Source organism: Paenibacillus sp. PSB04, assembly GCF_025809195.1.
GTDB classification, from domain to species: Bacteria; Bacillota; Bacilli; order Paenibacillales; family Paenibacillaceae; genus Paenibacillus_AQ; species Paenibacillus_AQ favisporus.
Genome location: NZ_CP081301.1, coordinates 3298304 through 3325064 on the forward strand (window position 1 = coordinate 3298304; position 26761 = coordinate 3325064).

The 26761-nt window shown below is 53.6% G+C and carries 23 protein-coding genes and 1 tRNA gene; 22 read left to right on the forward strand and 2 right to left on the reverse strand.

Annotated features, from left to right (window positions below; genetic code table 11):
- Positions 1-92 precede the first annotated feature (92 nt).
- Genes K2F33_RS15180 through K2F33_RS15190 form a run of 3 tightly spaced genes read left to right on the forward strand, consistent with a single transcriptional unit; the run spans position 93 to position 3214 of the window.
- Entirely contained in the window at positions 93-1418 is a 1326-nt protein-coding gene (locus K2F33_RS15180) for an extracellular solute-binding protein (RefSeq protein ID WP_076174284.1), read from the forward strand.
- Positions 1419-1448: 30 nt separating this feature from the next.
- Positions 1449-2324: a carbohydrate ABC transporter permease gene (locus tag K2F33_RS15185; protein WP_089548390.1), complete on the forward strand. Its 876-nt coding sequence runs from the start codon at positions 1449-1451 to the stop codon at positions 2322-2324.
- A 17-nt stretch (positions 2325-2341) separates the two neighbouring features.
- Positions 2342-3214, forward strand: a complete 873-nt coding sequence (locus tag K2F33_RS15190) for a carbohydrate ABC transporter permease (protein ID WP_076174289.1) — start codon at positions 2342-2344, stop codon at positions 3212-3214.
- Positions 3215-3309: 95 nt separating this feature from the next.
- On the opposite strand, the gene K2F33_RS15195 is transcribed toward K2F33_RS15190, so the two are convergent.
- Complete coding sequence (locus K2F33_RS15195; RefSeq protein WP_263882367.1) at positions 3310-4128, reverse strand: helix-turn-helix domain-containing protein; 819 nt, start codon at positions 4126-4128, stop codon at positions 3310-3312.
- Positions 4129-4266: 138 nt separating this feature from the next.
- Here K2F33_RS15195 and K2F33_RS15200 point away from each other — a divergent pair, with 138 nt between their 5' ends.
- Together K2F33_RS15200 and K2F33_RS15205 are read left to right on the forward strand one after the other, a co-directional pair.
- Positions 4267-5040: a sugar phosphate isomerase/epimerase family protein gene (locus K2F33_RS15200; RefSeq protein ID WP_145163098.1), complete on the forward strand. Its 774-nt coding sequence runs from the start codon at positions 4267-4269 to the stop codon at positions 5038-5040.
- 41 nt (positions 5041-5081) lie between these two features.
- The gene (locus K2F33_RS15205; protein ID WP_076174298.1) at positions 5082-6101 is read left to right on the forward strand and encodes a Gfo/Idh/MocA family protein; all 1020 of its coding nucleotides are present in this window, start codon (positions 5082-5084) and stop codon (positions 6099-6101) included.
- 463 nt (positions 6102-6564) lie between these two features.
- Here K2F33_RS15205 and K2F33_RS15210 read toward each other — a convergent pair.
- Positions 6565-6638: transfer RNA gene (locus K2F33_RS15210), tRNA-Arg, on the reverse strand.
- A 260-nt stretch (positions 6639-6898) separates the two neighbouring features.
- Here K2F33_RS15210 and K2F33_RS15215 point away from each other — a divergent pair.
- The 17 genes from K2F33_RS15215 (at position 6899) to hemB (ending at position 26728) form a co-directional block, all read left to right on the forward strand.
- Complete coding sequence (locus K2F33_RS15215; RefSeq protein WP_208629382.1) at positions 6899-7840, forward strand: hypothetical protein; 942 nt, start codon at positions 6899-6901, stop codon at positions 7838-7840.
- A gap of 141 nt (positions 7841-7981) precedes the next feature.
- Positions 7982-9310: a trigger factor gene (gene tig / locus K2F33_RS15220; protein ID WP_263882135.1), complete on the forward strand. Its 1329-nt coding sequence runs from the start codon at positions 7982-7984 to the stop codon at positions 9308-9310.
- A gap of 334 nt (positions 9311-9644) precedes the next feature.
- Positions 9645-10235: an ATP-dependent Clp endopeptidase proteolytic subunit ClpP gene (clpP, locus tag K2F33_RS15225; RefSeq protein ID WP_076174335.1), complete on the forward strand. Its 591-nt coding sequence runs from the start codon at positions 9645-9647 to the stop codon at positions 10233-10235.
- A 12-nt stretch (positions 10236-10247) separates the two neighbouring features.
- Positions 10248-11504, forward strand: a complete 1257-nt coding sequence (gene clpX, locus K2F33_RS15230; RefSeq protein ID WP_076174338.1) for an ATP-dependent protease ATP-binding subunit ClpX — start codon at positions 10248-10250, stop codon at positions 11502-11504.
- 118 nt (positions 11505-11622) lie between these two features.
- Positions 11623-12720 (forward strand): flavodoxin-dependent (E)-4-hydroxy-3-methylbut-2-enyl-diphosphate synthase, encoded by a 1098-nt coding sequence (gene ispG, locus K2F33_RS15235; protein ID WP_076174340.1) that lies wholly within the window; start codon positions 11623-11625, stop codon positions 12718-12720.
- 236 nt (positions 12721-12956) lie between these two features.
- A complete protein-coding gene (lonB, locus tag K2F33_RS15240) occupies positions 12957-14711 on the forward strand; it encodes an ATP-dependent protease LonB (protein ID WP_263882136.1) in 1755 nt (584 codons plus the stop codon).
- Positions 14712-14801: 90 nt separating this feature from the next.
- Positions 14802-17138, forward strand: a complete 2337-nt coding sequence (gene lon, locus K2F33_RS15245) for an endopeptidase La (RefSeq protein WP_163881424.1) — start codon at positions 14802-14804, stop codon at positions 17136-17138.
- A gap of 17 nt (positions 17139-17155) precedes the next feature.
- Positions 17156-17800: a ribosome biogenesis GTP-binding protein YihA/YsxC gene (gene yihA / locus K2F33_RS15250; RefSeq protein ID WP_089548383.1), complete on the forward strand. Its 645-nt coding sequence runs from the start codon at positions 17156-17158 to the stop codon at positions 17798-17800.
- 334 nt (positions 17801-18134) lie between these two features.
- Positions 18135-18722 carry a non-ribosomal peptide synthetase module gene (locus K2F33_RS15255; RefSeq protein WP_089548382.1) on the forward strand — a complete coding sequence of 196 codons (588 nt, stop codon included), beginning with the start codon at positions 18135-18137 and terminating at the stop codon, positions 18720-18722.
- 308 nt (positions 18723-19030) lie between these two features.
- Positions 19031-19429: an adenosylmethionine decarboxylase gene (speD, locus tag K2F33_RS15260; protein WP_089548381.1), complete on the forward strand. Its 399-nt coding sequence runs from the start codon at positions 19031-19033 to the stop codon at positions 19427-19429.
- A 118-nt stretch (positions 19430-19547) separates the two neighbouring features.
- Positions 19548-20075, forward strand: coding sequence for a hypothetical protein (locus tag K2F33_RS15265; protein ID WP_263882137.1), 528 nt, complete (start codon positions 19548-19550; stop codon positions 20073-20075).
- Between the two features lie 190 nt (positions 20076-20265).
- Complete coding sequence (gene hemA, locus K2F33_RS15270; RefSeq protein WP_076174358.1) at positions 20266-21654, forward strand: glutamyl-tRNA reductase; 1389 nt, start codon at positions 20266-20268, stop codon at positions 21652-21654.
- A gap of 119 nt (positions 21655-21773) precedes the next feature.
- Positions 21774-22496, forward strand: a complete 723-nt coding sequence (ccsA, locus tag K2F33_RS15275) for a cytochrome c biogenesis protein CcsA (protein WP_145141996.1) — start codon at positions 21774-21776, stop codon at positions 22494-22496.
- Positions 22497-22501: 5 nt separating this feature from the next.
- Positions 22502-23152 carry a precorrin-2 dehydrogenase/sirohydrochlorin ferrochelatase family protein gene (locus K2F33_RS15280; RefSeq protein ID WP_263882138.1) on the forward strand — a complete coding sequence of 217 codons (651 nt, stop codon included), beginning with the start codon at positions 22502-22504 and terminating at the stop codon, positions 23150-23152.
- A complete protein-coding gene (gene hemC / locus K2F33_RS15285) occupies positions 23152-24108 on the forward strand; it encodes a hydroxymethylbilane synthase (protein ID WP_263882368.1) in 957 nt (318 codons plus the stop codon). The genes K2F33_RS15280 and hemC overlap by 1 nt, the downstream gene beginning before the upstream one ends.
- Before the next feature lie 11 nt (positions 24109-24119).
- The gene (gene cobA, locus K2F33_RS15290) at positions 24120-25673 is read left to right on the forward strand and encodes a uroporphyrinogen-III C-methyltransferase (protein WP_145142002.1); all 1554 of its coding nucleotides are present in this window, start codon (positions 24120-24122) and stop codon (positions 25671-25673) included.
- Positions 25674-25729: 56 nt separating this feature from the next.
- Positions 25730-26728 carry a porphobilinogen synthase gene (gene hemB, locus K2F33_RS15295; protein WP_263882139.1) on the forward strand — a complete coding sequence of 333 codons (999 nt, stop codon included), beginning with the start codon at positions 25730-25732 and terminating at the stop codon, positions 26726-26728.
- Positions 26729-26761: the final 33 nt, after the last annotated feature.

The following is a 26761-nucleotide window of genomic DNA, read 5'->3' on the forward strand; positions in this document are numbered from 1 at the left end:
ATCCCCTGTGGGAGACGTTCATCCTCTTTTATACTTGGGCTAATCATCGCAAGGCTGATTGAACTTCAGATTTATATCAGAGGGGGATGACCATGAAAACTACACGTAAATTAGGCATTGTTCTGCTGCTTATGACGATGCTCCTTGCCGCCTGCGGCAGCGGGGAGAGCGGAAAGCAGGCAGAGGGAAGCGCGGACGGTCAGGAGAAAGTGAAACTGACGATCTGGCACAATTTTGCAGGGGATGATTTGCGGGCCAAATCGGTCCGGAGCTTCATCGAGCAGTTTGCCAAAGACCATCCGGAGGTAGAACTCGACGCCCAGGCCATCCCGCCTGACGGTTACCGCCAGCGACTGAGCACGGTTGCCGCGGCGAATGAAATGCCGGACGTATTTTTCGTCTATGCGGGCAGCCAGTCCTCCGAGCTGTATCAGGCCAAGCTGCTTCAGCCGATTACGGAGGTGCTTGACGCGCATTCGGATTGGAAGGACAAGTTCCTGCCAGGCGCTTTTGAACCGTATGAGTTCGAGCAAGGTCAGATCTACTCGGCTCCGCTGGGCATGTCGGCCACCTCAATCCTGTACTATAACAAGGCCTTGTTCGAAAAAAACAACGTGAAAGTCCCGACCACGTGGGATGAGATGATGACGGCCGTCAGCGCATTCAATGCCAAAGGCATCACCCCGATTGCGCTGGGCAACAAAGCCCCGTGGGTAGCGCAGTCCACGATTCTCGGTTCGCTCGCCGACCGGGTAACGGGAACGGAATGGTTCAAGAACGCCGCTGCGCAGAAAGGGGCCAAATTCACTGATCCGGAATTCATCCAGGCGCTAGGTCATTTTAAGGAGCTGGTGGATCACAAGGCGTTCCAGGACGGCGCCAACAGCATCGACAATACGCAGGCTGAGCAGTATTTCATACAGGGCAACGCGGCGATGATGATCAGCGGCGCATGGACGCTCACGAACCTGGCGGCATCCTCTACGGAAGACCAGATGAAGGATATCGAAGTGACGGTGCTGCCGCCAATCCCCGGAGGGAAAGGGAAGGCAGGCACGATTTCCGGCGGTGCCGGCGGCGGACTTGCGCTCAGCAGCCGGACGGAAGGCAAAGCAAGGGAATTGGCGCTGGAGCTGATTTATGCGGTCAGCGGGCCGGATGCCCAGAAAGCGATCGCCGAGAGCAACTCCATGGTGATGTACGACACCGATATCGACAAGTCTAAGGTAACTTCCCTCTACTATAAAGCCTTCAACCTCGTCAAATCGACCGAAGTCACGCCGGTCTATGATGCTTATTTGTCGGCGGAAGCGGCCGAGGTCATTAATAACGGCCTCCAGGAAATCATGATGGGCGGCTCCGTAGAAGGCGTCGCACAGAAGCTGCAGGACGCGCAGGCCCGGTCGGCCGCGCCTTAATAACGGACATGAGAAAGGGAGGAAGCTGCCATGCCAACAGCGATGCGAAGTAAAGGATTCATAGCGCTAGCTCTTCTTCCGGCGCTTCTGCTGTTTTTGATCTTCGTCATTATTCCGGTGTTCTGGTCGGCGTATTACGGGTTTTTCAGCTGGAAAGGCTTTGGCGACGCCAAATTCATCGGGCTGGACAATTATAAGGAGATGTTCCGGGATCCGATTTTCTGGCGGGCGCTGCGCAACAATCTGATTTTGGTCGTATCGTCGATCGTCGGCCAGGTTCCGGTCGCGCTCGTTTTAGCCATCGTATTGTTCAAGAACTCGTTGTTTTCCCGGTTTGTCCGTTCGGCCGTTTTCATGCCGATGGTGCTGTCGACCGTCGTGGTCGGCCTTATCTGGGGATACATTTATCACCCGCAGTTCGGGGTTGCGAACCATGTGCTGGATCTGCTCGGCCTCCACTCCTGGACCCGGGCCTGGCTGTCCGACCCGAAGGTCAACATGCTGGCTATATCCATTCCGATCAACTGGGCGAATATCGGCCCTTACCTGGTCATTTTCGTCGCGGCGCTGCAAAATATTTCACCCGAAATCCACGACGCAGCCAAAATCGACGGCTCCGCCGGCTGGAACAAGCTGATTCACGTCACTCTCCCAATCATTTGGGGGACGGTGGTCGTCACGATCGTACTTTGCATCTCCGGAAGCCTGAAAGCCTTCGACCATGTCATCGTCATGACGGGCGGGGGGCCGGCGCGGTCAACCGAGCTGCTGGCGACGTACATGTACAACAGCACGTTCAGCGTTTACCGGTACGGTTACGGCTCGGCCGTATCCACCATGATCATGATCGTCAGCGCGGTGCTCATCGCCTTGAACTATTTGGCGACGCGCCGCAAAAGCAGCTGAGGGGAGGAGAAGCTAGGATGAATGCAACGATTACGGCCGCTTCCCGGAGCGGCACGGGCAAAAGAGCCGTCTTCAAAGGGCTGGCCGGCTTCGGCAAGCTGATCCTGCTGGCGTATGCCGTCGTTACGCTGTATCCGCTGTACTGGCTGTTTACGAGCGCCTTTAAAACAAACCAGGACTTCTTTGCCAATCCATACGGGCTGCCGAAACAGTGGATGGCGCAAAACCTGGTAAGGGCGTGGGATCTGGGGAATATGGGGAGGGCGATGCTGAACTCCGCGGTCGTGACGGTCTCGGCGGTCATCCTGACCGTTCTGCTCAGCGTACTTGCGGGGTATGTGCTGTCGAGATTTTCGTTCCCGTTAAAAAAAGTCGTCGTCGTGCTGTTTACGATGGGGCTTCTGATCCCGATCCACAGCACGCTGGTTCCCTTGTTTATCATGATGAAAAACATGGGTCTCCTCGACACCTACGGTGCGCTCATTCTGCCCTATACAGCGTTTGAGCTGCCGATCGCCGTGTTTCTGTCCATGGCCTACATGTCCTCGATTCCGAAAGAGATTGAAGAGGCGGCGATGATCGACGGCAGCGGATGGTGGGGAATATTCGGCCGGATGATCCTGCCGCTCTGCACGCCGATCGTGGCGACGATTTCGATTCTGGCGTTTCTACGGTTCTGGAACGATTTTTCCTTTGCGCTCGTCTTTATCAACACGCAGGCGCTGAAGACGCTGCCGCTCAGCCTGTCCCTTTTCTCGGACGGTTTCGGCACGGATTACAGCCTGACGATGGGGGCGATGGCCATCGCGGTGCTTCCAACGATCGTCATCTATCTGATCCTTCAGGAGAAAATCATGAAGGGCATGGTGGCGGGCTCCACCAAAGGATAGGGTGGATGTTCCATGATCGAAAACAATCTGCTCGCGTAAAATCAGGCAATCCGTCAACGGTTCATACCGGGCGGGTTGCTTTTTGGTATAACCGTTTATTTGTCCGGCTGCGGCTTGGCGTCAGGTGCGAAGCTCTCCCTGTATTGGGCCGGCGACATCCCGTAGGTGCCGCGGAACACGCGGTGATAGTAAGAGTAGCTGGCAAAACCGCAGGTTTCAGCGATCTCCTCCTGGGTCATGGTGCTGTATTTCATCCGTTCGATGGCGGCGTTCAGCCGGATTTCCAAGGCGTATTGGATCATCGTTTTGCCGTACTGCTCCTTGAAGATTTTGACGGCTCTGGACAGGCTCAGGCCAACATGGGCGGCGGCTTCCTCCAATTTAAAGGTAACGGTGGCATGCTCCTCGACGAAACGCTTCAGCCTAAGCGCGGTATAAGCGGTGCGGTTCGCCGGCTTCGTCTCCGTGATGGCCCGGTCCAGGCAAAGGCACAAGCTTCGCAGCAGGTAACCGGTGAGCTCCACGTTCTCCCCCTCCAGGCCGCGCCTTTTTTCTAGCAGCAGCTGCCTCCACAGACCGAGTAGGCGATCGTCGCTGCCAATCCGGCTGACAACCGGCCGGCTCATCCGGCTCCACCAGGCATCGATCCAGCCGCCTTCGCAAAACAGAAAATAATCCCCGCTCGAGACGCGTCCCCCGCCGGCATCTTCATGCACCATAAGCTCGTATTCGTCTCCCGGTTTCAGCAGCAGCAGGTCCCCGCCTTGGACATGGTAATCGGTACCGTTGCAGAATACGGTGCAGGATCCTTCCGTCTGCAGCCGGAACAAATAGGTCGTCAAGCCCGCGCGGTGGCTGTTGCTGAACTGCTGGAAATGGTAGGAGTAATCGCAAATCAGCAGTCTGGCTTCCATCATGTACTCCCCTTTCTCAAAAAAACAAGCAAATAGTTCATGTTGCAATCATATTGTTTATGTTCATTTTAGCTTACTTGCATGTATGATAGTAGCAGATAGAGCAATCATTTTATTGGGAAACGAGGTGCCCTTTTTATGAAAAAATTGAACATTGGCTTGCAATTGTATACGCTTCGTGATGAAACGGCTAAGGATTTCCGAGGAACGCTTCGCAAAGTGGCTGAGCTTGGGTACGAAGGTGTGGAGTTTGCCGGATACGGTGACATTCCTGCTGAAGAAATGAAAACGCTTCTTCAAGAGCTTGGTCTTCAAGCGATCGGCGCTCATGTGGGCTTGCATCTGCTTCGGGCCGACCTGCAGAAAGAGATCGATTACCTGAAAACGATCGGCGCGACAACGATGATGTGTCCTTACGTTGCACCGGAAGACCGGGAGAATATCGAGCAGTGGAAGGAACTGTTTGCTTTCCTGGAGGAAGTGGGTACTGAGGCGCGCAAACAAGGATTGACCTTCGGTTATCACAACCACGATTTTGAATTCGCGGACAAGATTGACGGCGAGTTTGTATTCGACGCTATGTATTCCTCCACTTCTCCTGAAGCTGTTCAAGTGGAAATGGACGTATGCTGGGTACAGTTTGCCGGACAGGATCCGCTCACCTATATCCCGAAATATGCCGGACGACTGCCGCTCCTTCACCTGAAGGACTTCAGCAGGGATGCCGATGGCAACATGAAGACGCTTGAGCTTGGTCAAGGGGACGTGAATTTGCCGGGCGTCATTCAGGCCGCTTCCGATGCTGGTACGCAGTGGCTGATCGTCGAGCAGGACGTGTGCCAGAATCCTCCGCTGCAAAGCGTGGAGAACAGCATGAACTGGCTGAAACAGAACTACTTGAACCAATTTTAATGTGATTGAGATTAGAGCTGAAGAAAGGGAGATTTATATCCATGAGTAAAATTAGAGTAGCGGTTTTCGGCTGCGGCGCCATCGCCCAGCGCAGACATATTCCTGAATACGCAGCGAACCCGAATGTGGAGCTGGTTGCTTTTGCGGATCCGCTCAAGGAGCGCGCTGAAGAGGTGGCGGCACAATATGGTGCCAAAGCATACACCGACTACAAGGAACTGCTGAAGAACGAGAAGCTTGACGCAGTCAGCGTATGTACACCGAACTACCTTCACGCTTCGATGAGCATCGATGCAGCGAATGCTGGGCTGCACGTCCTGGTGGAAAAGCCGATGGCAACCACGAAGGAAGAAGGGGAGCAGATGATCGAAGCGGCCCGCAAAAACGGCGTCTTCCTGATGGTGGGCCACAATCAGCGCCTCATGCCTCCGCACGTGAAGGCCAAAGAAATTCTGGATTCCGGCAAGCTCGGCAGAGTGCTGACGTTCCGCACGTCTTTCGGCCACGGTGGTCCGGAAAGCTGGAGTGTCGACGGACGCGACAGCTGGTTCTTCCGCAAGGATGAAGCGATCATGGGCGCTATGGGCGACCTTGGCGTACACAAATCCGACTTCATCCGCTATTTGCTGAACGATGAAATCGTGGAAGTCGCCGGCTTTATCGGTACCGTACATAAAGAAGGTACGGACGTGGACGACAATGCGACCTGCATCGTGCGCATGAAGAGCGGAGCTGTGGGCACGCTGATGGCGAGCTGGACGCACTACCGTTCCGGCGACAACGGTACGGTGCTCTGGTGCGAAAACGGCTGCATGAAGATCGGAACCGTTGAAGGCGACGAGGTTATCGTCGAGCTGACCAACGGCACTGTGGAAACGTACAAGGTCGGCGCCATGGCGACGAACGAAAAGCAAGTACCGAGCGGCGTCATCGACGCGTTCGTGGAATCGATCCTGACCAACACGCCGCCGCAAATTTCCGGCGAAGAAGGTCTGCGCTCCCTGAACGTCATCCTGGGCGCGTTTGAATCGCAGGACACAGGTAAAATCGTTAAGCTGTAACAAGCATCGGATAGAGAGGACCTTGGGGTAACCCTGGGGTCCTCTTTTTTGTGTTTAGATGAGCGAATGGGTGGCGAAGGTTATGGAAGAGGAAATTCTCGGTACGTATGCTCCGACGAACCCCTGGAAGGGTTCTCATAACCCCTTCTGGAACTAAAAAAGCTCTCCAATAAGGAGAGCTTCCAAACATCCCAGTTCGGGATACCGCCCTGACGGGCGGACTGCGAAGCGGATGCTATCGAAGCTTATGCTCCGACGAACCCCTATTGGGGTTCTCAATTCCCTCCTGGAACTAAAAAAGCTCTCCTATAAGGAGAGCTTTCTTACGTCCCAGCTCGGGATACCGCCCTATCGGGCGGACTGCGAAGCGGATGCTATCGAAGCTTATGCTCCGACGAACCCCCTATTGGGGTTCTCATCCCTATGGACGCAAAAACACCACTCTTAGAGTGGTGTCATTTTACGTCCCAGGAGGGATTCGAACCCCCGACCGACGGCTTAGAAGGCCGTTGCTCTATCCAGCTGAGCTACTGGGACATGAAAAATTCAAGCAAGAAAGATCATAACATATATTTGCGATAACATCAACATGTTTTTCTTTCCTTTCTCATAGTCCTCCTCATCTGTTCTCAGGGCAAGAGAAAAAAGTTGTTTCAATCCCCGTTTATATTATTAATGGTTTCTATACGTTTTTCATAGAACGAATGGATTCCCCGTCCATTCACATGTTTTTTTTCAAGTTGAAAGAGGTATGCTATAATCAACAATTATTTGCACAAGCACGGGGAAAGGAGGGAATACATATTAAAGAACATATTTCCCCAGCGAAGGACAACGTCATTCTTTTTCCAAAGACGCTCGACTTCTATCAGATTCAGCTGACCGTCATGCTGGAAAATGAACGGTACGGGGAAGCGATGGAGCTTTTGCGTTTCCTGCTGCAGTGCCAAGGGCAGGATGAGAGGCATTATGAAGAATGGCAGGCGCTTCTGGAATGGCTGGAAGCCGCTTTTCCACAATATATGAATCACGGCGGCGGGCAGGGCGCAGGCTTGGACTCTGATGAGCATGAGGAGGAGCCCGACGAGGAAGAAATGAAACGGCAGAACGTGCGGGCCAAGCTGGCCGAAGACCAGCATTACGCCGACAAGCTGCTGCACACCGCCATGGAAGAGCCTTTATCGGAGCAGACCATGCTCGCTCTCGAGCAGCTGTCCTATCTGGAAGGCTCGGATATCGACGACAAGCTGGTGGGGTGGCTGATGCAGGCTCGCCTTCATCCGCTGCTGCAGTTCAGGGTGCTTCAAACGCTGCGCAAGCGCGGTATGCAGGGCACGGTACAGTTTAAGCGCGGACAGGAGCAGGTAAGCGTCGATATGGAGACGGTGCCTTTAACGCCGGAGGAGTTTCCGCCGCAGGTGGCAATGGTAACGGAGCGCGTGGCTGCGCAGACCGAAGTGCAGGAGCCGACGCTGTATTATTTTGCCCAGGAGCTGTGGTCGCAGTTTATTATGGCGATCTATGGAACGGAGGATTACCGGTCGATTCTTGACGAGGACGACACGACGATCGACATCTGGGCGGCTGCCCTGCATCAGATCGTCACTGAGAGCCTGACAGGCAGCCGCAACGAGGAGGAGTCCCGGGCGATGTATGGGATCACGGACACGATGCGCTTCCGTTTTGAGCAGGCTTATCGAAGCTTCAGGCAGTTCGTGTCGGCCGGCATGCAGGAGTAGGCGATCGGAAACGTTTACCTGAAGAGTTGCCAAGGGCTTGCCCTTGAAAAACACGGCAATGTTGTTTATACTATAATGGTTATTCTGTGCGTGCTGATAACTTAAGTACATGTGAATTATTTTTGGAGGGGAAAGCATAAAATGAAAGCAACCTGGGAAAAAATAGAGAAGAACCTTGGCGTTCTTGAAGTTGAAGTGGAAGCAGACCGCGTAGCTGCAGCCCTCGACAAAGCTTTTAATAAAGTAGCAAAAAAGGCTAACGTGCCTGGTTTCCGTAAAGGTAAAGTGCCTCGGCCGATCTTCGAAGCCCGTTATGGCGTCGAAGCTCTGTATCAAGACGCAATCGACATTTTGCTTCCTGAAGTATACACAGAAGCTGTCGACCAAACCGACATCTTCCCTGTAGACCGTCCTGAAGTGGAGATTGACCAATTCGCGAAAGGCGAAGTGTTCAAATTCAAAGCGAAAGTAACGGTTAAGCCTGAAGTGACTTTGGGCGACTACAAAGGCGTGGAAGTTCCGGTACAGAAGGTTGAGGTTTCGGACGAAGAGCTTGACGCTGAACTGAAGCGTCTGCAAGAACGTCATGCCGAACTGTCTGTTATCGACGAAGGCGCTGCCGAGAACGGAGACATCGCCGTAATCGACTTCGACGGATCTGTTGACGGCGTTCCTTTCGAAGGTGGACAAGCTGAGCGTTATTCTCTGGAACTGGGAAGCGGCACGTTCATTCCTGGATTTGAAGAGCAGGTTGTCGGCATGGCGACTGGCGACTTCAAAGACGTGGAAGTGACTTTCCCTGAGACATATCATGCAGAAGAACTGGCCGGCAAGAAAGCCGTGTTCAAAGTGAAAGTGCATGAAATCAAGCGCAAACAGCTTCCTGAACTGGACGACGAATTCGCCAAAGACGTAAGTGAATTCGAAACGCTCGCCGAGTACAAGGAAGACCTGAAGAAACAGCTTCTGGCCCGTAAGGAACAAGAAGCCAAAGGTAATAAGGAAGCAGCTGTCGTAGACAAAGTTGCCGCCAACGCCGAGGTGGAAATTCCACAAGCGATGATTGACAGCGAAATTCAAAACATGATGCGTGATTTTGACAACCGTCTGCGCAATCAGGGCATGAACCTTGAAATGTTCCTCAGCTTCTCTGGCCAAACGACGGATGATCTGCAAGAGCAAATGAAGGACGATGCCGAAAAACGCGTCCGCAACAACCTTGTTCTGGAGCAAATCGCCAAAGAAGAGAACATTGAAGTAACTGAGGAAGACATCAACAAAGAGCTGGAAGTGATGGCTGAATCTTACAAGCGTACGGCTGACGAGATCCGCAACATCCTTACAGCAAACGGTTCGCTGGGAAGCCTGCGCGAAGAAATTTCCCTTCGCAAAACGGTGGATCTCCTGGTTGAGAACAGCAAAGAAGTGGAAGCAGCCGAAGAAGCTGCTGAAACTGCTGAAGAAAAATAAGAAGGAAACGGACGCGGTCATCTGCATCTGATCTAAGTGCGGAGGCTGACATAAGGGACCTATAGAGAGATAAGGCACGTATATTCATTTGCGTGCCTTATTTTTAACTAAAAGTATCCATTTATATCTAAATCTTGCATGAAAATGGATGCTTTGTTTCCATACATATTCGATTCAAGAGTCCGTTTCGGGTTATAATTGTTAGAAGACTCATACACTGTATTAAATGGTGTGGAGTGAAAAAATGACATCGTGCTTTGAACATGTTAGAATAGTGCTGTAAACTTGATTGAAGCACGCATCACATCTTTTACATGGAAAAGAGGTTGGACACATGAGTCTGATACCTATGGTTGTAGAACAAACCAATAGAGGCGAGAGATCGTACGATATTTACTCCAGATTGCTCAAGGACCGCATTATCTTCCTGAGCAGTGCGATTGATGATGATGTTGCCAATCTCGTCATAGCTCAATTATTGTTCCTGGCTGCGGAGGATCCGGAGAAAGATATTCATTTGTATATCAATTCACCGGGTGGTTCTGTCACAGCGGGGATGGGTATATATGATACGATGCAGTTTATCAAGCCTGATGTATCCACGATTTGCGTTGGTATGGCGGCGAGCATGGGATCTCTGCTGTTGACGGCCGGAGCACCCGGCAAGCGTTTTGCGCTGACGAACAGCGAGGTCATGATTCACCAGCCGCTCGGCGGTGTTCAGGGCCAGGCGTCCGACATCCAAATCCATGCGAGCTGGATTATTAAAACCAGGGAAAAGCTCAATCAAATTTACGTGGAGCGCACGGGTCAGCCCCTTGAAAAAATTGAGCGCGATACGGATCGTGACTTTTTCATGAGCGCGGAGGAAGCGAAAGCATACGGCATAATTGACCAGGTTCTCACTTCACCGATTAAATCTTAAAGGGGTGTTTACATGTTTAAATTTAACGATGAAAAAGGGCAGCTGAAGTGCTCTTTTTGCGGGAAATCCCAGGAGCAAGTGCGCAAGCTTGTTGCTGGCCCCGGTGTCTATATATGTGACGAATGTATCGAGCTCTGCACGGAGATCGTGGAGGAAGAGCTCGGACATGAGGAAGAGCTGGATCTGAAGGATATTCCGAAGCCGAAGGAAATCTGCGATATTTTGGACCAGTATATCATCGGTCAAGAACAAGCGAAGAAATCGCTGTCCGTTGCCGTGTACAACCACTACAAACGGATCAATACCGGCAGCAAAATTGAAGACGTCGAGCTTCAGAAGAGTAACATTCTGCTTTTGGGTCCAACCGGTTCGGGTAAGACACTGCTTGCCCAGACGATGGCCAAAATTTTGAACGTTCCGTTCGCCATCGCCGACGCGACTTCCCTTACGGAAGCCGGGTACGTGGGTGAGGACGTAGAGAACATCCTGCTGAAGCTGATTCAAGCAGCCGATTACGACGTGGAAAAAGCCGAACGCGGCATTATCTATATCGACGAAATCGACAAGGTGGCGCGTAAATCCGAGAACCCTTCGATTACCCGCGACGTATCGGGTGAAGGGGTACAGCAGGCGCTGCTGAAAATCCTGGAAGGAACGGTCGCTTCGGTTCCGCCACAAGGCGGGCGCAAGCATCCGCACCAGGAGTTTATCCAAATCGATACGACGAACATCCTGTTTATTTGCGGCGGTGCCTTTGATGGCCTGGAGCAAATGATCAAGCGCCGGATCGGCAAGAAAGTTATCGGCTTCAACGCGGGTACCGACAACCAGAAAGATCTGAAACCGGGTGAATACCTCGGTCTGGTTCTGCCGGAAGACCTGCTGAAATTCGGCCTGATCCCTGAATTCGTGGGACGTCTGCCGATCATTTCGACGCTGGAGCCGCTCGATGAGAAGACGCTGGTGCGTATTCTGTCCGAGCCGAAGAACGCGCTGACGAAGCAGTATCAGAAACTGCTCGAAATGGATAACGTAACGCTGAAATTCGAGCCGGAAGCCCTTGAAGCGATTGCCCGCGAAGCGATCAAACGCAATACGGGTGCCCGCGGACTTCGGGCCATCATTGAAGGCATCATGCTGGACGTAATGTATGAAGTTCCTTCCCGCGAGGATATCAAGGACTGCATCATTACGGAGCAGGTTGTCAAAGAGAAGATGATTCCGGAATTGATCAGCAAAAAAGATAAAAAACAAGAGGAAAGTGCGTAATCTGTTGTTGTAAAACAGATGCCATTTTCCCAAATTTAGGTGCCGATTCTCCACTTCCGCCCTGCCGCTTGCTTCGCGGGGACGGGGTGGAGTCTTGGCGTTATGGGAGAGAACAATCATGTTTTTGAGACAAGACACACGGCCGGTCAAGGTCGGTAATTTGACGATTGGCGGTAACAACGAAGTCATCATCCAAAGCATGTGTACGACGAAGACCGCTAACGTGGAAGCCACGGTGGCGGAAATCCTTCGGCTCGAAGAAGCCGGCTGCCAGATTGTCCGGGTAACGGTCAACAATGTGGAAGCGGCGGAAGCCATTAAAGAGATCAAGAAACGCATTCATATTCCGCTCGTCGCGGATATTCATTTTAACTACCAGCTGGCGCTGAAAGCCATCGAGAACGGCATCGATAAAGTCCGGATCAACCCGGGCAATATCGGCAGCCGCGAGAAGGTGGAAGCGGTCGTCCGAGCTTGTAAAGAGCGCGGGATTCCGATCCGGATCGGCGTCAACGCCGGTTCGCTCGAAGCTCACCTGCTGGAGAAATACGGGTATCCGACGCCTGAAGCTATGGTGGAAAGTGCCCTATATCACATAGGCATTTTGGAAGAGCTCGACTTCCACGATATTATCGTGTCTCTGAAAGCCTCTGACGTGCCGATGGCCATCGAAGCTTACCGTAAGGCGGCCGAAGTGATTCCTTATCCGCTGCACCTTGGTATTACCGAATCGGGAACGCTGTTCTCGGGTACGATCAAAAGCTCGGCGGGCATCGGCGCCCTGCTCTCGATGGGCATCGGCAGCACCGTGCGTATTTCCCTGAGCGCAGATCCGGTGGAAGAAGTCAAAGTGGCGCGTGAGTTGCTCAAGACCTTCGGCTTGATCTCGAACGCCGCAACGCTCGTGTCCTGTCCGACCTGCGGGCGGCTGGACATCGACTTGTTCTCCATCGCCAACGAAGTGGAAGCCTACATCTCCCAGCTGAAAGTGCCGATTAAAGTGTCCGTGCTTGGCTGCGCGGTCAACGGTCCGGGCGAAGCGCGTGAAGCGGACATCGGCATCGCCGGCGGTCGCGGCGAAGGACTCCTTTTCCGTTACGGAGAGATGATCCGCAAAGTGCCGGAGGCCGAGATGGTGGACGAATTGAAGAAGGAAATCGACAGCATCGTTAAAGTATACGAAGAAACCGGAACGATCCCGGGGCGCAAACACTAATTTTGCCGCAAGAAGCCGCAGTCCTGCTTATGCAGTGCTGCGGCTTCTTTTTTGAATGAGGGCGGACAATTTTCCAAAAAAGATGCAAAAATCCCGGCCCATCCCGTTTACTCATGGGTGAAAAGGCTATACTACCATGTATCAGGCTAACGAACCTATTTCCGGCAAGATGATGTATCAATCTAATACCATGCCGGAGGAGAAGCCACTGAACTGAGAATCGGGAGGGATTTACTATGGATTTAACCATGATTATGATGCTGGTACAATTTTTCTTTGCGATCATCATCGGCGTCTATTTTTGGAATTTGCTCCGCGGGCAGAAGACGAACCGCACCGCGGTGGATCGGGAATCACGCAAAGAGATGGATAAGCTGCGCAAGCTGCGTTCGGTTTCACTGACCAAGCCGCTGGCCGAAAAAACGAGACCGCAGTCGCTGCAGGATATCGTCGGACAGAAGGACGGGCTTCGTGCGTTGAAAGCCGCGCTGTGCAGCGGGAATCCGCAGCATGTCATTATCTATGGGCCACCAGGGGTCGGGAAAACCGCAGCCGCCCGGGTCGTGATGGAGGAGGCCAAAAAAAATCCGGCCTCGCCATTTAAAGCCGACGCCAAATTCACCGAAATCGATGCGACCACCGCCCGTTTCGACGAGCGGGGGATTGCCGATCCATTAATCGGATCGGTCCATGACCCGATCTATCAGGGGGCGGGTTCCATGGGCGTCGCCGGCATTCCCCAGCCTAAGCCAGGTGCGGTTACGAAAGCGCACGGGGGAATTTTGTTTGTCGACGAGATTGGGGAATTGCATCCGATCCAAATGAATAAATTGTTAAAAGTACTGGAGGACCGTAAGGTCCTGCTCGAAAGTGCATACTATAATTCGGAGGACAGCAACACCCCGGCCTATGTGCACGATATTTTCCAGAACGGCCTTCCGGCCGATTTTCGTCTGGTTGGGGCAACGACACGCTCGCCGCAGGAAATTCCGCCGGCGCTGCGTTCGCGCTGTATGGAGATCTTTTTCCGCCCGCTGCTTCCTGAGGAGATCAGCCGCATTGCGGAAGATGCGATTCAAAAGATCGGTCTGAAGCCATGCCCGGAGGCGGTCGAGGTTGTGAAGCAGTATGCCACCAACGGACGCGAGGCGGTCAATATCATTCAGCTGGCAGCAGGTTTGGCCTTGACGGAAAAAAGGGACTCCCTGTCGGCTTCCGACGTCGAATGGGTAGCAAGCAGCAGCCAGCTTCAGCCCCGTCCGGACCGGAAGGTTCCGGAACGACCGCAGGTTGGCCTGGTCAACGGCCTTGCCGTGTACGGTCCGAACATGGGAGCACTGCTTGAAATCGAGGTGACTGCCGTTTCTGTCGCCAAAGGACAAGGTATCTACAATATTACCGGGGTCGTCGAAGAGGAAGAGATCGGCGGGGGCAGTTCCAGAACGCTGCGCCGCAAGAGCATGGCGAAGGGTTCCATCGAAAACGTGCTGACCGTTCTGCGCTCCATGGGTCTTTCGCCGGGCGATTACGATCTGCATATCAATTTCCCTGGAGGAACGCCGATTGACGGTCCTTCTGCCGGCGTTGCCATGGCTACCGCCATCGTTTCGGCGATGAAAGGGCTGCCGGTTGACAATCGACTGGCCATGACAGGCGAAATCAGCATTCACGGCAAAGTGAAGCCGATCGGGGGCGTTATCGCCAAAGTCGAGGCGGCCTTCCAGGCAGGAGCGACGACAGTGATCATTCCGAAGGAAAACTGGCAGACTCTGTTCGAGGATTTGAACGGACTGCGCGTCATTCCGGTGGAGTCGATCCAGGAAGCGTTCGGGCATATTTTCGGAGGCGAGCTGGACCGTCAAGTCGACAGCAGCGCAGAGGAAACGATCGAACCCAGCGCGGCCCCGGAGACATTCCCGGCAGCTTCAGCTTCCTTCCTGCATGCCAAGCCTGCGCGTAACAGTCAAATAACGGATGCCGGCTCCTGCTGATCAGGCTACAAAGATTGGTGTTTTATGTGAACATTTGCTAAAATAAAATCGAATGTCATAACCCTGAGAACGGCTGGAGGTGCAAAAGCGATGGGGCCCAGTAAATCAAAAGGCCGCCGGTTTCCTTTACTGCCTTTGCGAGGCCTTCTAGTCTACCCGAGCATGGTTCTGCATCTCGATGTAGGCCGGGAGAAATCGGTCAAAGCGCTGGAAAAAGCAATGGTGGAAGATAATTTGATTCTCCTTTGTTCTCAGTCCGAGGTGAACATAGAAGAACCAACGCAGGAAGATATTTTCCGGGTTGGCACAGTCGCCAACGTCAGACAGATGCTGAAGCTTCCGAACGGCACCATCCGGGTGCTGGTAGAAGGGATGGAGCGCGCCGAGATCATTCAGTACACGGACAATGAAGAATATTACGAAGTCATTGCCCGCGAGCTGAAGGAGGAAGACAGCGACGATCCTGAAGTGGATGCACTGATGCGTACGGTACTCAGTCAATTCGAGCACTATATTAATTTATCGAAAAAGGTAACGCCCGAGACGCTGGCCGCGGTGTCCGATATCGACGAGCCCGGCAGGCTGGCCGACGTCATTACGAGCCATCTGTCGTTAAAAATCAAGGATAAGCAGGACATTCTGGAGACCGTCGACGTTGGCAAACGGCTCGAGAAGCTCCTCGACATTCTGAATAACGAACGCGAAGTGCTGGAGCTCGAGCGCAAAATTAACCAGCGCGTCAAGAAGCAGATGGAAAAGACGCAGAAGGAATATTATTTGCGCGAACAGATGAAGGCGATTCAGAAGGAGCTGGGCGAGAAAGAAGGCCGCGCCGGAGAAGTGGAAGAGCTGCGTGAGCAGATGAACAAGCAGGAGCTTCCCGAAAGGGTCAAAGAGAAGGTGGAGAAAGAAATCGACCGTCTCGAGAAAATGCCTGCAAGCTCGGCGGAAGGCGGCGTGATCCGCAATTATCTCGATTGGCTGCTTGGCCTTCCCTGGTCGGCTAAAACCGAGGACGATCTGGATATCCATAAGGCGGAGCAGGTGCTCAACGAGGATCATTACAGCCTCGACAAGCCGAAGGAGCGCGTACTCGAATACCTGGCCGTTCAGAAGCTGGTGAAGAAGATGAAAGGGCCGATTCTGTGTCTGGTCGGACCTCCGGGCGTTGGTAAAACTTCGCTTGCCCGGTCGATTGCCAAATCGCTGAACCGCAAATTTGTCCGGATATCGCTTGGCGGCGTGCGGGATGAAGCGGAAATCCGGGGTCACCGGCGCACCTATGTGGGAGCGATGCCGGGGCGGATTATCCAGGGAATGAAAAACGCGGGTGCGCTGAACCCGGTATTCCTGCTGGATGAGATCGACAAGATGGCTTCGGATTTCCGGGGAGACCCGTCTTCGGCGCTGCTGGAAGTGCTCGATCCGGAGCAGAACAATACGTTCAGCGACCATTTTATCGAGATTCCGTTCGACTTGTCCCAAGTAATGTTTATTACGACGGCGAATGCCATTCATAATATTCCGCGTCCGCTGCTGGACCGGATGGAAGTGCTCAACATCCCGGGTTATACGGAACTGGAGAAGCTTCAAATCGCCATGCGCTATCTGCTGCCGAAGCAGAAACGGGAGCATGGCCTGAACGAAGACCAGCTGGAGATCGGGGAAGAGGCGCTCATGAAAGTTGTCCGCGAGTACACCCGGGAATCCGGCGTACGGAACCTGGAGCAGCAGGTCGCGGCGCTGTGCCGGAAGGCTGCGAAGATCATCGTATCCGAAGAGACCGATAAGATTACCATTGAGCCGGACGATGTCAAGGACTATTTAGGCAGTCCGAACTTCAGATATGGCGTGGCCGATCTGGAGGATCAGATTGGTGCGGTAACCGGCCTGGCCTGGACCGAGGTCGGCGGCGTAACATTAATGGTCGAAGTCACGGTCGTGCCGGGATCCGGCAAGCTGACCCTGACCGGCCAATTGGGGGACGTGATGAAGGAATCGGCGCAAGCCGCTTTCAGCTACACGCGTGCCAAAGCCGATGAGCTTGGCATTGACCCCGATTTTCATGAGAAGAATGATATCCATATTCATATCCCTGAAGGGGCGATTCCGAAAGATGGACCTTCGGCAGGCATTACGATTGCCACGGCCCTCGTGTCGGCCCTGACCAAGAAACATGTCTCCAAAGACATCGCCATGACCGGTGAAATCACCCTGCGCGGCCGGGTGCTGCCGATCGGCGGACTGAAGGAGAAATCGCTGGCTGCGCACCGCGCCGGCTACAAAAAAATACTGCTCCCCAAAGACAACGAGCGGGATCTGCGCGAGATTCCGGACAGTGTCAAAGAAGAAGTGGAGTTTGTTCCGGTGTCCCATATGGACCAGGTGCTGAAGCATGCACTGGTGGAGCAGGCGGGAGTGCACTAGAGAGGGTTTAATTTAACATGAAAGTTACGAATGCAGAATTTATTATCAGCGCCGTCGGCCCTGACCAATATCCTGTGGACGCCTTGCCGGAGATTGCTCTGGCAGGGCGTTCCAATGTCGGCAAGTCCTCGCTCATCAACCGGATGATCAATCGGAAGAACCTCGCGAGAACAAGCTCGACCCCGGGCAAAACCCAGCATATGAACTACTATCGTATTAATGAGGCTTTGTATTTTGTGGACTTCCCAGGGTACGGCTACGCCAAAGTGTCCAAGACGCAGCGGGCTGCCTGGGGCAAGATGATTGAGAAATACATGCTGGAGCGGCAGACGCTGAAGCTGGTTCTCATGGTGGTGGATCTTCGCCACCCGCCGACCAAGGATGACGTCATGATGTATGACTGGCTTCAGCATTATGACATTCCAATCTGCGTCGTGGCTACGAAAGCGGATAAAATACCGAAGAGCCGGTGGCAGAAGCATGTCAAGCAAATGAAGGAGAGCCTCCTTCTCCGCAGCACTGATTTGTTCGTCATGTTTTCTTCGGAGCTGGGTGTGGGTAAAGAAGAGTTATGGGCTGTGATCCAGTCATTTACGGAAAACGGCGACTCTCCGCAGTCCGGGGCGGTTCCGCAGGAAGGGCAGCAGCAGGAGAACCCGTAACGCCTCAACCTAACGAAAATGCGATAAATTCGCTGTATACTATAGGGATTCAGACTTTTCACGGGAGGAAAGTGAGCATCCCATAAGATTTTTCGGCTACAATCCGGTTTAATCCGTTATTTTATGAAATATGAAGGAAATTCATGGTTCGCTCAGCAAGCCAATGCTCGAGGATGTGCTGTATAATAATACTAAAGGTTGTTTAAAGAGGCCTTAAGCTCCTTTAACGATCTTCACCCGCCATGTCCGGCGGAAATTTTTCTTGCGATTATAGAATCGAAACGTGCTGGAGCACATCGTTCTGTAATCATAAAAAAGAATTGAGGAGATTTTTATGGCTCAGCGGTTAGCCACAGAGTATGTTCAAACGACTTTACAAATGACGGAGCAGCAATTGAACCAATTTTTGCATTCGGCGGAAAGCTGTCATGTGCATTCTTATGTGAAAGTACTGGACGGCGGAGGACAAGAAATTGTGCTTGAAGACGAAAGCGGCGAGGCGGTTCATCTCCCTCTGGAGCGTAAAGGTTCGTTATACATTTGTGAATTGTCTTGCCGCTTGGTAAACCCTCATCTGACAAACGCGGTCCGCAAACTGTTCGTCGCCTGCAAAGGAGACGGAATCGTCAATCGCATTTATCAGGGATTCACGATGATGTATTATTATGAAAAAGGCTCGGTTCGCAAAATTGCGGAAGTTACGACTTCCCAGAGTAAGCTGGTGTATGAATATAAGCATACGGCCGGAGAACTCCAGCGAATGTTCCAGCTCACCGAGGTCGAACAGGAAATATCCCGTTTGTACCAAGATATTAATTTTTGGCTCGATGAACGGAACAAAGCGGTGACCCCTGAACAGATTGCTGTTATTGACCAGAAACTGCGCCTCACCACACATAAATGGTTTGCACTTGAGGCTTGAGATGGCCTCGGAGAAAGAGAACCCTTCGGTAACTGAAGGGTTCTTTTTACGTCTTAAATGCCCGGTAAAACGGGTCAGGTGACGCGGGGATGAGTGGCTGAAAATAAATATTTGCAAAGGATAAAAAAGGGTTGCAATTAGGGCGGATAGATGTTATTTTTAATCTCGTTGAAAAGAATTATATAGGAACCAGGATTCACTCAGGACATTGAATGTTGCGAGAGATTATTCCCTCGGGAAGTGAATGACGTAGGTCCTAGCGGATGAAATTTTCAAACATTTTATTCCTAGGAAGGGGGAACCGAAGGATGGAATATTCAACTTTCGGAAGACACGTTGCTGTTGATACTTGGGGTGTAGATTTTGACATGCTGAATGACGCGGAATTTCTGCAGGCTCAAATGGTTGAGGCAGCCGAAGCATGCGGTGCTACAGTCATGTCGGTACAATCCAAGCAGTTTGAACCACAAGGCGCTACAGTACTCGTATTGTTGTCAGAAAGCCACCTCTCGATCCACACGTATCCTGAGAGAGGATTCGCAGCGATCGACTGCTACACTTGCGGTGAGACGGTAGATCCACAGTTGGCCATTGATTACCTGGTATCCGTATTGAAACCTGAGAAAACTTACGCCAAGAAACTGGTGCGCGGTTTGGGTGAATTGACGGTAGAAACCCCTGAACTGAAACAGACCGAGCTGGTGTAACTTCGCGGCACGAATAACGATATCTAAATCATAACCATGGACATCTCCATGGTTATTTGTTTTTTTGGACCCCCATACAATGAGTAGTAAGCTTGTTAACAGGGAGGTTCGCTTAAGCGTGAGAAGGAGAAAACAGAGGGATTTGCTGTTTGTCGGTCTGCTGTTGGTCCTGCTTGTCAGCCTTGTCTACCAAGGATACCGGATGATGTGGCCTCATACCGAGGGAGAGAATGCCGAAAGGATGCTGTTCGAGGTGGCCCAGTTTCAAATGCAGGTGCTGGGAACGTCCCTGGCGGATGCGGCTGGCAGTTCGCGCACCGATGAGCTGAACGCCCTCAAGCTGGCGGCTTATTCGGCGTCGTATGCTCACGGCCGGCTGGCAAAAACATTTGGGGACGGTGACGTCGATCCGCTTAAACCGGTCGGTGATCTGGTTAATGTAATCACAGAGTGGCAAATCGGCGGCAACCGCCTCCTCACCGATGCGGAGAAGGACATGCTGCTTCGGTACAGCCAGCTGTATGCAGGTGTCATGCCGGTATACGATAAGCTGCTGAGCGAGGACGGGCACGTGATCGCCTCGCAAGCGGGCCAGCTGAAGAAAATCGGCAAAGAACTCGCCAAGACGCTGGAAGAAACGCAATAAAGAGGGTATAAAGCCCAGTGCTTTGTGACACAATAAATCACATGTAATTTCATAAACATTTCAAAAATAGTTCAGAGAGAGCAGGACATTTGTGATATAATGAACACGTTGTTAATGAACGTACCGTAAGAAAAAACGTCCTGAACTGGATCTTTTTTTTTGAAATGAAACATAGGCAGGTGAACACGTAATGCACATCGTCGTTGTCGGATTAAACTATCGTACAGCGCCTGTAGAAGTGAGGGAACGTTTTACATTTGATCAAAGCGAACTTCCAAAGGCACTCAGCCAGCTGATGCTGACGAAAAGTGTAATGGAAGGCGTGATTGTGGCTACGTGCAACCGCACTGAAATATACGTGGTGGTAGACCGTCTTCATATGTGCGGGTATTTCATCCGCAGTTTTGTGGAGCAATGGTTTGACATCCCAAGAGAAGAATTTACAAAGCATTTATATATATATGAAGACGAGCAGGCCATTTCCCATTTGTTCCGGGTGACCTGCGGCCTGGACTCCATGGTGATCGGGGAGACGCAAATTTTGGGTCAAGTCCGAAGCGCCTTCCTGCAAAGCCAGGAGGAGAAAGCGACGGGCACTTGGTTCAACATGCTGTTCAAGCAGGCTGTAACCCTTGGCAAGAGAGCCCATTCGGAGACTTCCATTGGGGAAAGCGCAGTGTCCGTGAGCTACGCGGCCGTTGAGCTGGGCAAACGGATTTTTGGCATGTTCAACGACAAGAAGGTGCTCATTCTCGGTGCCGGCAAAATGAGCGAGCTGACCGTCAAGCACCTGTACGCGAACGGGGCCGAAGAGGTGATCGTCGCCAACCGGACCCTGGCGCGGGCGGAAGAACTGGCCAGCAAGTTTCAAGGTACGCCGTGCACGATGGAGCAGGCGATTGCCCGGCTTCACGAAGTGGACATCCTGATCAGCTCGACGGGTGCCAAGGATTACGTCCTTACGCCGGCGCAGGTCAGCGAGAGCATGAAGAAGCGGCAATCCCGGCCGCTGTTTATGATTGATATCGCGGTGCCGCGGGACATTGATCCGGCTATCGCCGAGATTAGCAACGTATTCCTGTATGATATTGACGACCTGGAAGGAATCGTTGAGAGCAACCTCGAAATGCGCCGGGCCGAAGCCGCGAAGATCGAAGTGATGATCGAAGAGGAGAAGACGGCGTTCTATCAATGGCTCAAGACGCTCGGCATCCGGCCGGCGATCCGTGCGCTTCAGGAGAAGTCCACGGCGATTCATGAAGAAACGCTGGAAAGCCTGTTTAACAAGCTGCCTGAACTGAACGACCATCAGCGCAAAGTCATCCGCCGGTTGACCAAGAGTATCGTCAATCAGATGATGCACGATCCGATCAACCGCTTGAAGGAAATGGCCGGCGGCAAGGAAGGCAACGAGGCGCTAGAGTTTTTCACACACATATTTGCTTTGGAAGAGGACATGAATGCGTCCGGTCATGGCAGCAGCGTCATGGAGAAATCCGGCAAGGTCCCGCAAGGGAATAGCAAGAACCCATCGGACATGAAGCTGTCCAAGGTTTCTTTGACTCCTGCAAGCCTGTAAGCCGGTAGGGGGAGTTGACATTGCTCACTGGTTTTTACGATGCCGGCATTTATATCTACGCCCTGAGCCTTCTGTTTTTTATCTCGGATTGCATACGACGCAATCAGGGGGCAAAGCGGATGGGTACAGGGCTTCTTGTTGTAGTTGGCGTTTTGCAGGGAGGCGCGCTTCTGATCAGAGCGTGGCAGGAGAGCATGCTGCCGATCTTTACCCCATTTGATTTTTTGCTCTTATTTTCATTTAGTATCGTCATCGCCGCTCTGATCCTGAACTGGGTGCAGCGGTCGGAGTTTGCCGTCCTGCTGCTCGGCATCATCGGATTCAGCGCCATGGTGCTGAACCGCTTATGGTTTGCGGCCGGGAATAACCCGCTGCGTCATTGGGAGACGGTACACGGCCTGCTCATTCTGCATATCACGCTTGCCAACCTAAGCTTCGCCGTTTACACCATTGCCGCCGTATTTGCCGGCATGTATTTGTTTCTTCATAGAAGGCTGAAAGGGAAAAAATGGAGCGACACCGTCCGCCGGCTTCCGAGTCTTGAGCTGATGGACAAGTATACGTACCTGCTCGCATCGATCGGAACCCCGCTCTTATCCGTTTCGTTCATCGTCGCGGTGCTGTCGCTTATTTCCGAAGGCAAGCTCAGCCTGCTGCTGGACTTGAAAGTAGTGGCTACGCTTGCCGGACTGGCGATTTATTATTTTTTTCTGATTCGTAAACGTTCCAAACAGCATTCCGGTCAAGTGATGGCCCAGTGGATTCTGATCGGATATGCGTTTATTATCTTTATTTTCGTACTGAATACGTGGTCCGATTTTCACCGTTGGACAGGAGAGTGAGTCCTTTGTCGGTATATTTGCCCGTAATGCTGGATTGCAAGGGGCGCTGCTGCGCCGTGGTGGGCGGCGGGGCCGTGGCCGAAAGAAAGGTAAATTCCCTGCTTGCGGCTTCGGCAGATGTGACGGTGATCAGTCCGGAAGTGACACAAGGGCTGCGGCAGCTTGTAATGGAAGGCCGGATCCGCTGGATTTCCCGCGAGTACGCGGCGGGAGATTTGGCGGGGGCCTTTTTGGTCTATGCGGCAACCTCCTCACCTGCCGTGAACGGTGCCGTGATCGATGAGGCGGAGCGGATGGGTGCGCTGGCAAACGCGGCCGGCGGCAGTAGGACGGGTTCTTTTATCAGCCCGAGCGTGCTTCGCCGGGGCAGGCTGGTGATCGCCGTGTCCACATCGGGCGCCGGACCGGCGCTGGCTGCGGAGATTTGCGACAGGCTGGAGGAAGAATACGGCCCTGAATACGAGGAATATCTCGAATGGATGTACCGGATGCGCAGCAGCATCAAGAGGCAGGTTACGCGCCCGGAAACCCGGCAAAGATTATTAATGAAAGCGGCAGAGCTTGAAGTGCTGGATGAAATCCGCAAGGGCACGTTTGAGCCGTGGGATACGGAACAAATCAAGCAATGGATAGCGAACAACCAGGAGGAATCATGATGCGGACAATCGTAGTAGGCAGCAGACAAAGCGCATTGGCATTAACGCAGACAGGGCAGGTCATCGACCAGCTGAAGCAGCTGTGCGCGGAACACGGGTTTGATTTTCAATTTGAAGTGAAAAAGATCGTGACGAAAGGCGACCGCATTCTGGATGTGACGTTGTCCAAGGTCGGCGGGAAAGGCTTGTTCGTTAAAGAAATCGAGCAGGCTATGCTGGACGGTGCAATCGATATGGCCGTGCACAGCATGAAGGACATGCCTTCGGTTCTCCCCGAGGGTTTGATGAACGGTGCGGTGCCCCGCCGCGTCGATCCGAGGGACTGTCTCATTTCCCTTCACGGGAAAAGCATTGACGAGCTTCCGCAGGGAGCGAAAGTAGGAACGAGCAGCCTGCGCCGCTCCAGCCAGCTGAAGGCTCACCGGCCGGACCTGGAACTGGAGCCGGTTCGCGGCAATATTGACTCGCGTCTGCGCAAGCTCGAGACAGAAGGCTTTCAGGCGATCATTCTCGCCGCTGCCGGGCTGTACCGCATGGGCTGGGAGGATAAAATCAGCTCGTATATTCCGGTGGAGACCTGCCTGCCGGCTGTTGGCCAAGGAGCGCTCGGCATCGAATGCCGCGAAGATGATGCGGATCTGCGCAGACTGCTTGATTTATATAACGATAAGGAATCGGAGCTGACCGTTGCTGCCGAACGCAAGTTTCTCGCCGTATTGAACGGTGGCTGCCAGGTGCCGATCGGGGCACACGCCGTACTCGTTCCGTCCGAAACGGAGCATTCCCAAGGCACTCCGCCCGTTATACAATTAACGGGAATGGTAGGATCTCCCGAAGGGGACGTCATTTTAAAAGAAACGCTGACGGGAACGGATCCACAGAAGCTTGGGGAAGACGTTGCCAATAAGCTGATTGCCCAGGGAGCCGAGAGAATTCTGGAACAGACCAGGGAGTAGGGGATGAGAACATGGCGGGAAGAGTATTTTTGGTGGGAGCCGGGCCCGGGCATGCCAAATTAATTACGGTAAAAGGGCTGGAATGCCTGCAAAAGGCGGATGTCGTCGTATACGACCGCCTGGCGGGGCCGCAGCTGCTGCATTCGCTCAAGCCGGGAACGGAAAAAATATACGTCGGCAAGCTCCCGGACCGCCATACGATGAAGCAGGAAGAGATCAACCAGCTGCTGGTGGACCTTGCCCTGCAGGGCAAAACGGTCGTGCGGCTGAAGGGCGGCGATCCGACGATATTCGGACGCGTAGGTGAGGAAGCCGAGCTGCTAAGGCGAAACGGCATTCCTTATGAAATCGTGCCCGGCATTACGGCGGCGATCGGGGTACCGGCGTACGCGGGCATTCCGGTGACCCACAGGGATTTGGCCTCTTCCTTGTCCATCATCACCGGACATGAAAGCCCGGACAAGCTGGACCGGATGATCGAATGGGACAAGGTTACGAACGCGACCGGAACGCTGGTCTTTATGATGGGCGTGGCCAAGATCGGTTATATCGCCGAGCAGCTGATGCGCCATGGACGTAAGCCCGGCACGCCGGTGGCCTTGATCCGGTGGGGGACGCGGGCGGAGCAGGCGGTGCTCGCCGGGACGCTCGCCGACATCGCGGAGAAAGTAGAGCAGGCGGACTTTCAGCCGCCGGCCGTCATCGTTGTCGGCGACGTCGTGCGGCAGCGCGAGCAGCTCAAATGGGCGGAGTCGCTGCCGCTGTTCGGCAAGCGGATCCTCGTCACCCGCTCCCGGGCTCAGGCAAGCGATCTGGTCAACCGGATCGAGGAGCTCGGCGGGGAGCCCTACGAATTTCCGGTGATCGAGACGGTGTATCCCGAAGCGCCCGAGCTTAAGCAGGGCCTCAAGGACGCCTTCGACCGGCTCGGTGAATACGACTGGGTGTTTTTCACCAGCACCAACGGCGTCGACTACTTCTTCCGCCATTTGAAGGAGCAGGGGAAGGACATCCGGCAGCTGCATCGGGCGCGGATTGCGGCGGTCGGCCCGGCCACAGCCGAGGCGCTCGGGCAGCGGGGCATCATCCCCGTGGAGCTGCCGGACCGCTTCCAGCAGGAAGGACTGATCGAGTCGCTGGGCAGCCAGCTGCTCGCCGGCCAGAAGGTCTTCCTCCCGCGCGGGGATCTGGCACGAAACTGGCTGCCTGACAAGCTCGCGGAGATGGGACTCGAGGTCACCAGCGCGGTGATGTACCAGACGATCGCCGGGCGGGAGGACGATCCCGAATTGATCCGGCTGCTGGAAGAGGGCGGGATTCATGCCGTGACGTTCACCAGCTCGTCGACGGTGAACAATCTGCTCTCGATTTTGCAGCGGATGGGAGTGCAGGACCCGGCAGCGCTGCTGCAGGGTGTGGAAGTTGCATGTATTGGAGAAATTACGGCCAAGACAGCCCGTGACGCGGGCCTTGAAGTAGGCATCATTGCCGAAGAAGCGACGTTGGACAGCCTTGTCCGGTCGCTGTGCCTGTGGAACGCGGAAGCTGCGGCCGCATCAGAATAGAAGGGTCTGGGATGACCCTAGACTCGTAAATATCTACCAACAGGAGGTTTACAGCTATGAGTTTTCCAATGGTAAGACACCGGCGCCTCCGCCAGTCCGTGGGCATGCGGAACATGGTGCGCGAAACGGTGCTGAACGTGAATGACCTGATCATGCCGATTTTTGTAACCTATGGAGAAAACATAAAAAACGAGATTTCATCCATGCCGGGAGTCTATCATTTTTCGCTGGACCGGCTGAAAGAAGAAGTGGACGAAATTGCCTCCCTCGGCATTCCTGCCGTGCTGTTGTTCGGCATTCCGGAAACGAAGGACAGCATCGGCTCCTCGGCCTTTGCGGAAGACGGCATCGTGCAGGAAGCCACACGCCTGATCAAGTCCTGGTATCCGGACCTGCTCGTCGTAGCCGACACCTGCCTCTGCGAGTTTACGGATCATGGACACTGCGGCATGGTGCATACCTATGAACGGGATGGCCATGTGTGCGGCGACGTCATGAACGATGAATCGCTGGAGCTGCTGGTCAAAACGGCGGTGTCCCAGGCGAAAGCCGGCGCCGATATTATCGCCCCGTCCAACATGATGGACGGCTTCGTGCAGGCGATCCGCGCAGGGCTTGACGAGAACGGATTTGAGCATATTCCGATCATGTCTTATTCGGTCAAATATGCTTCCGCCTTCTACGGCCCATTCCGCGAGGCAGCCGACTCGGCACCTCAGTTCGGCGACCGCAAAACGTACCAGATGGATCCGGCCAACGCGCGCGAAGCGCTGCGTGAAGCGGAATCCGATGTGCTTGAAGGGGCCGACATGCTGATGGTCAAGCCTTCTTTGTCCTATATGGACATTATGCGCACGCTGAAGGATCAGTTCGACCTTCCGCTCGTCGCCTACAATGTGAGCGGGGAGTACTCCATGGTCAAAGCGGCGGCCATTCAAGGCTGGATCGACGAAAAAGCCGTAGTGCAGGAAATGCTGACGAGCATGAAGCGCGCCGGCGCGGATATCATTATTACTTATTTTGCCAAAGACGTGGCCCGGTGGATCAAGGGATAACCGAAGCATCGGAGCAAAATCCCCGCTTAGCGG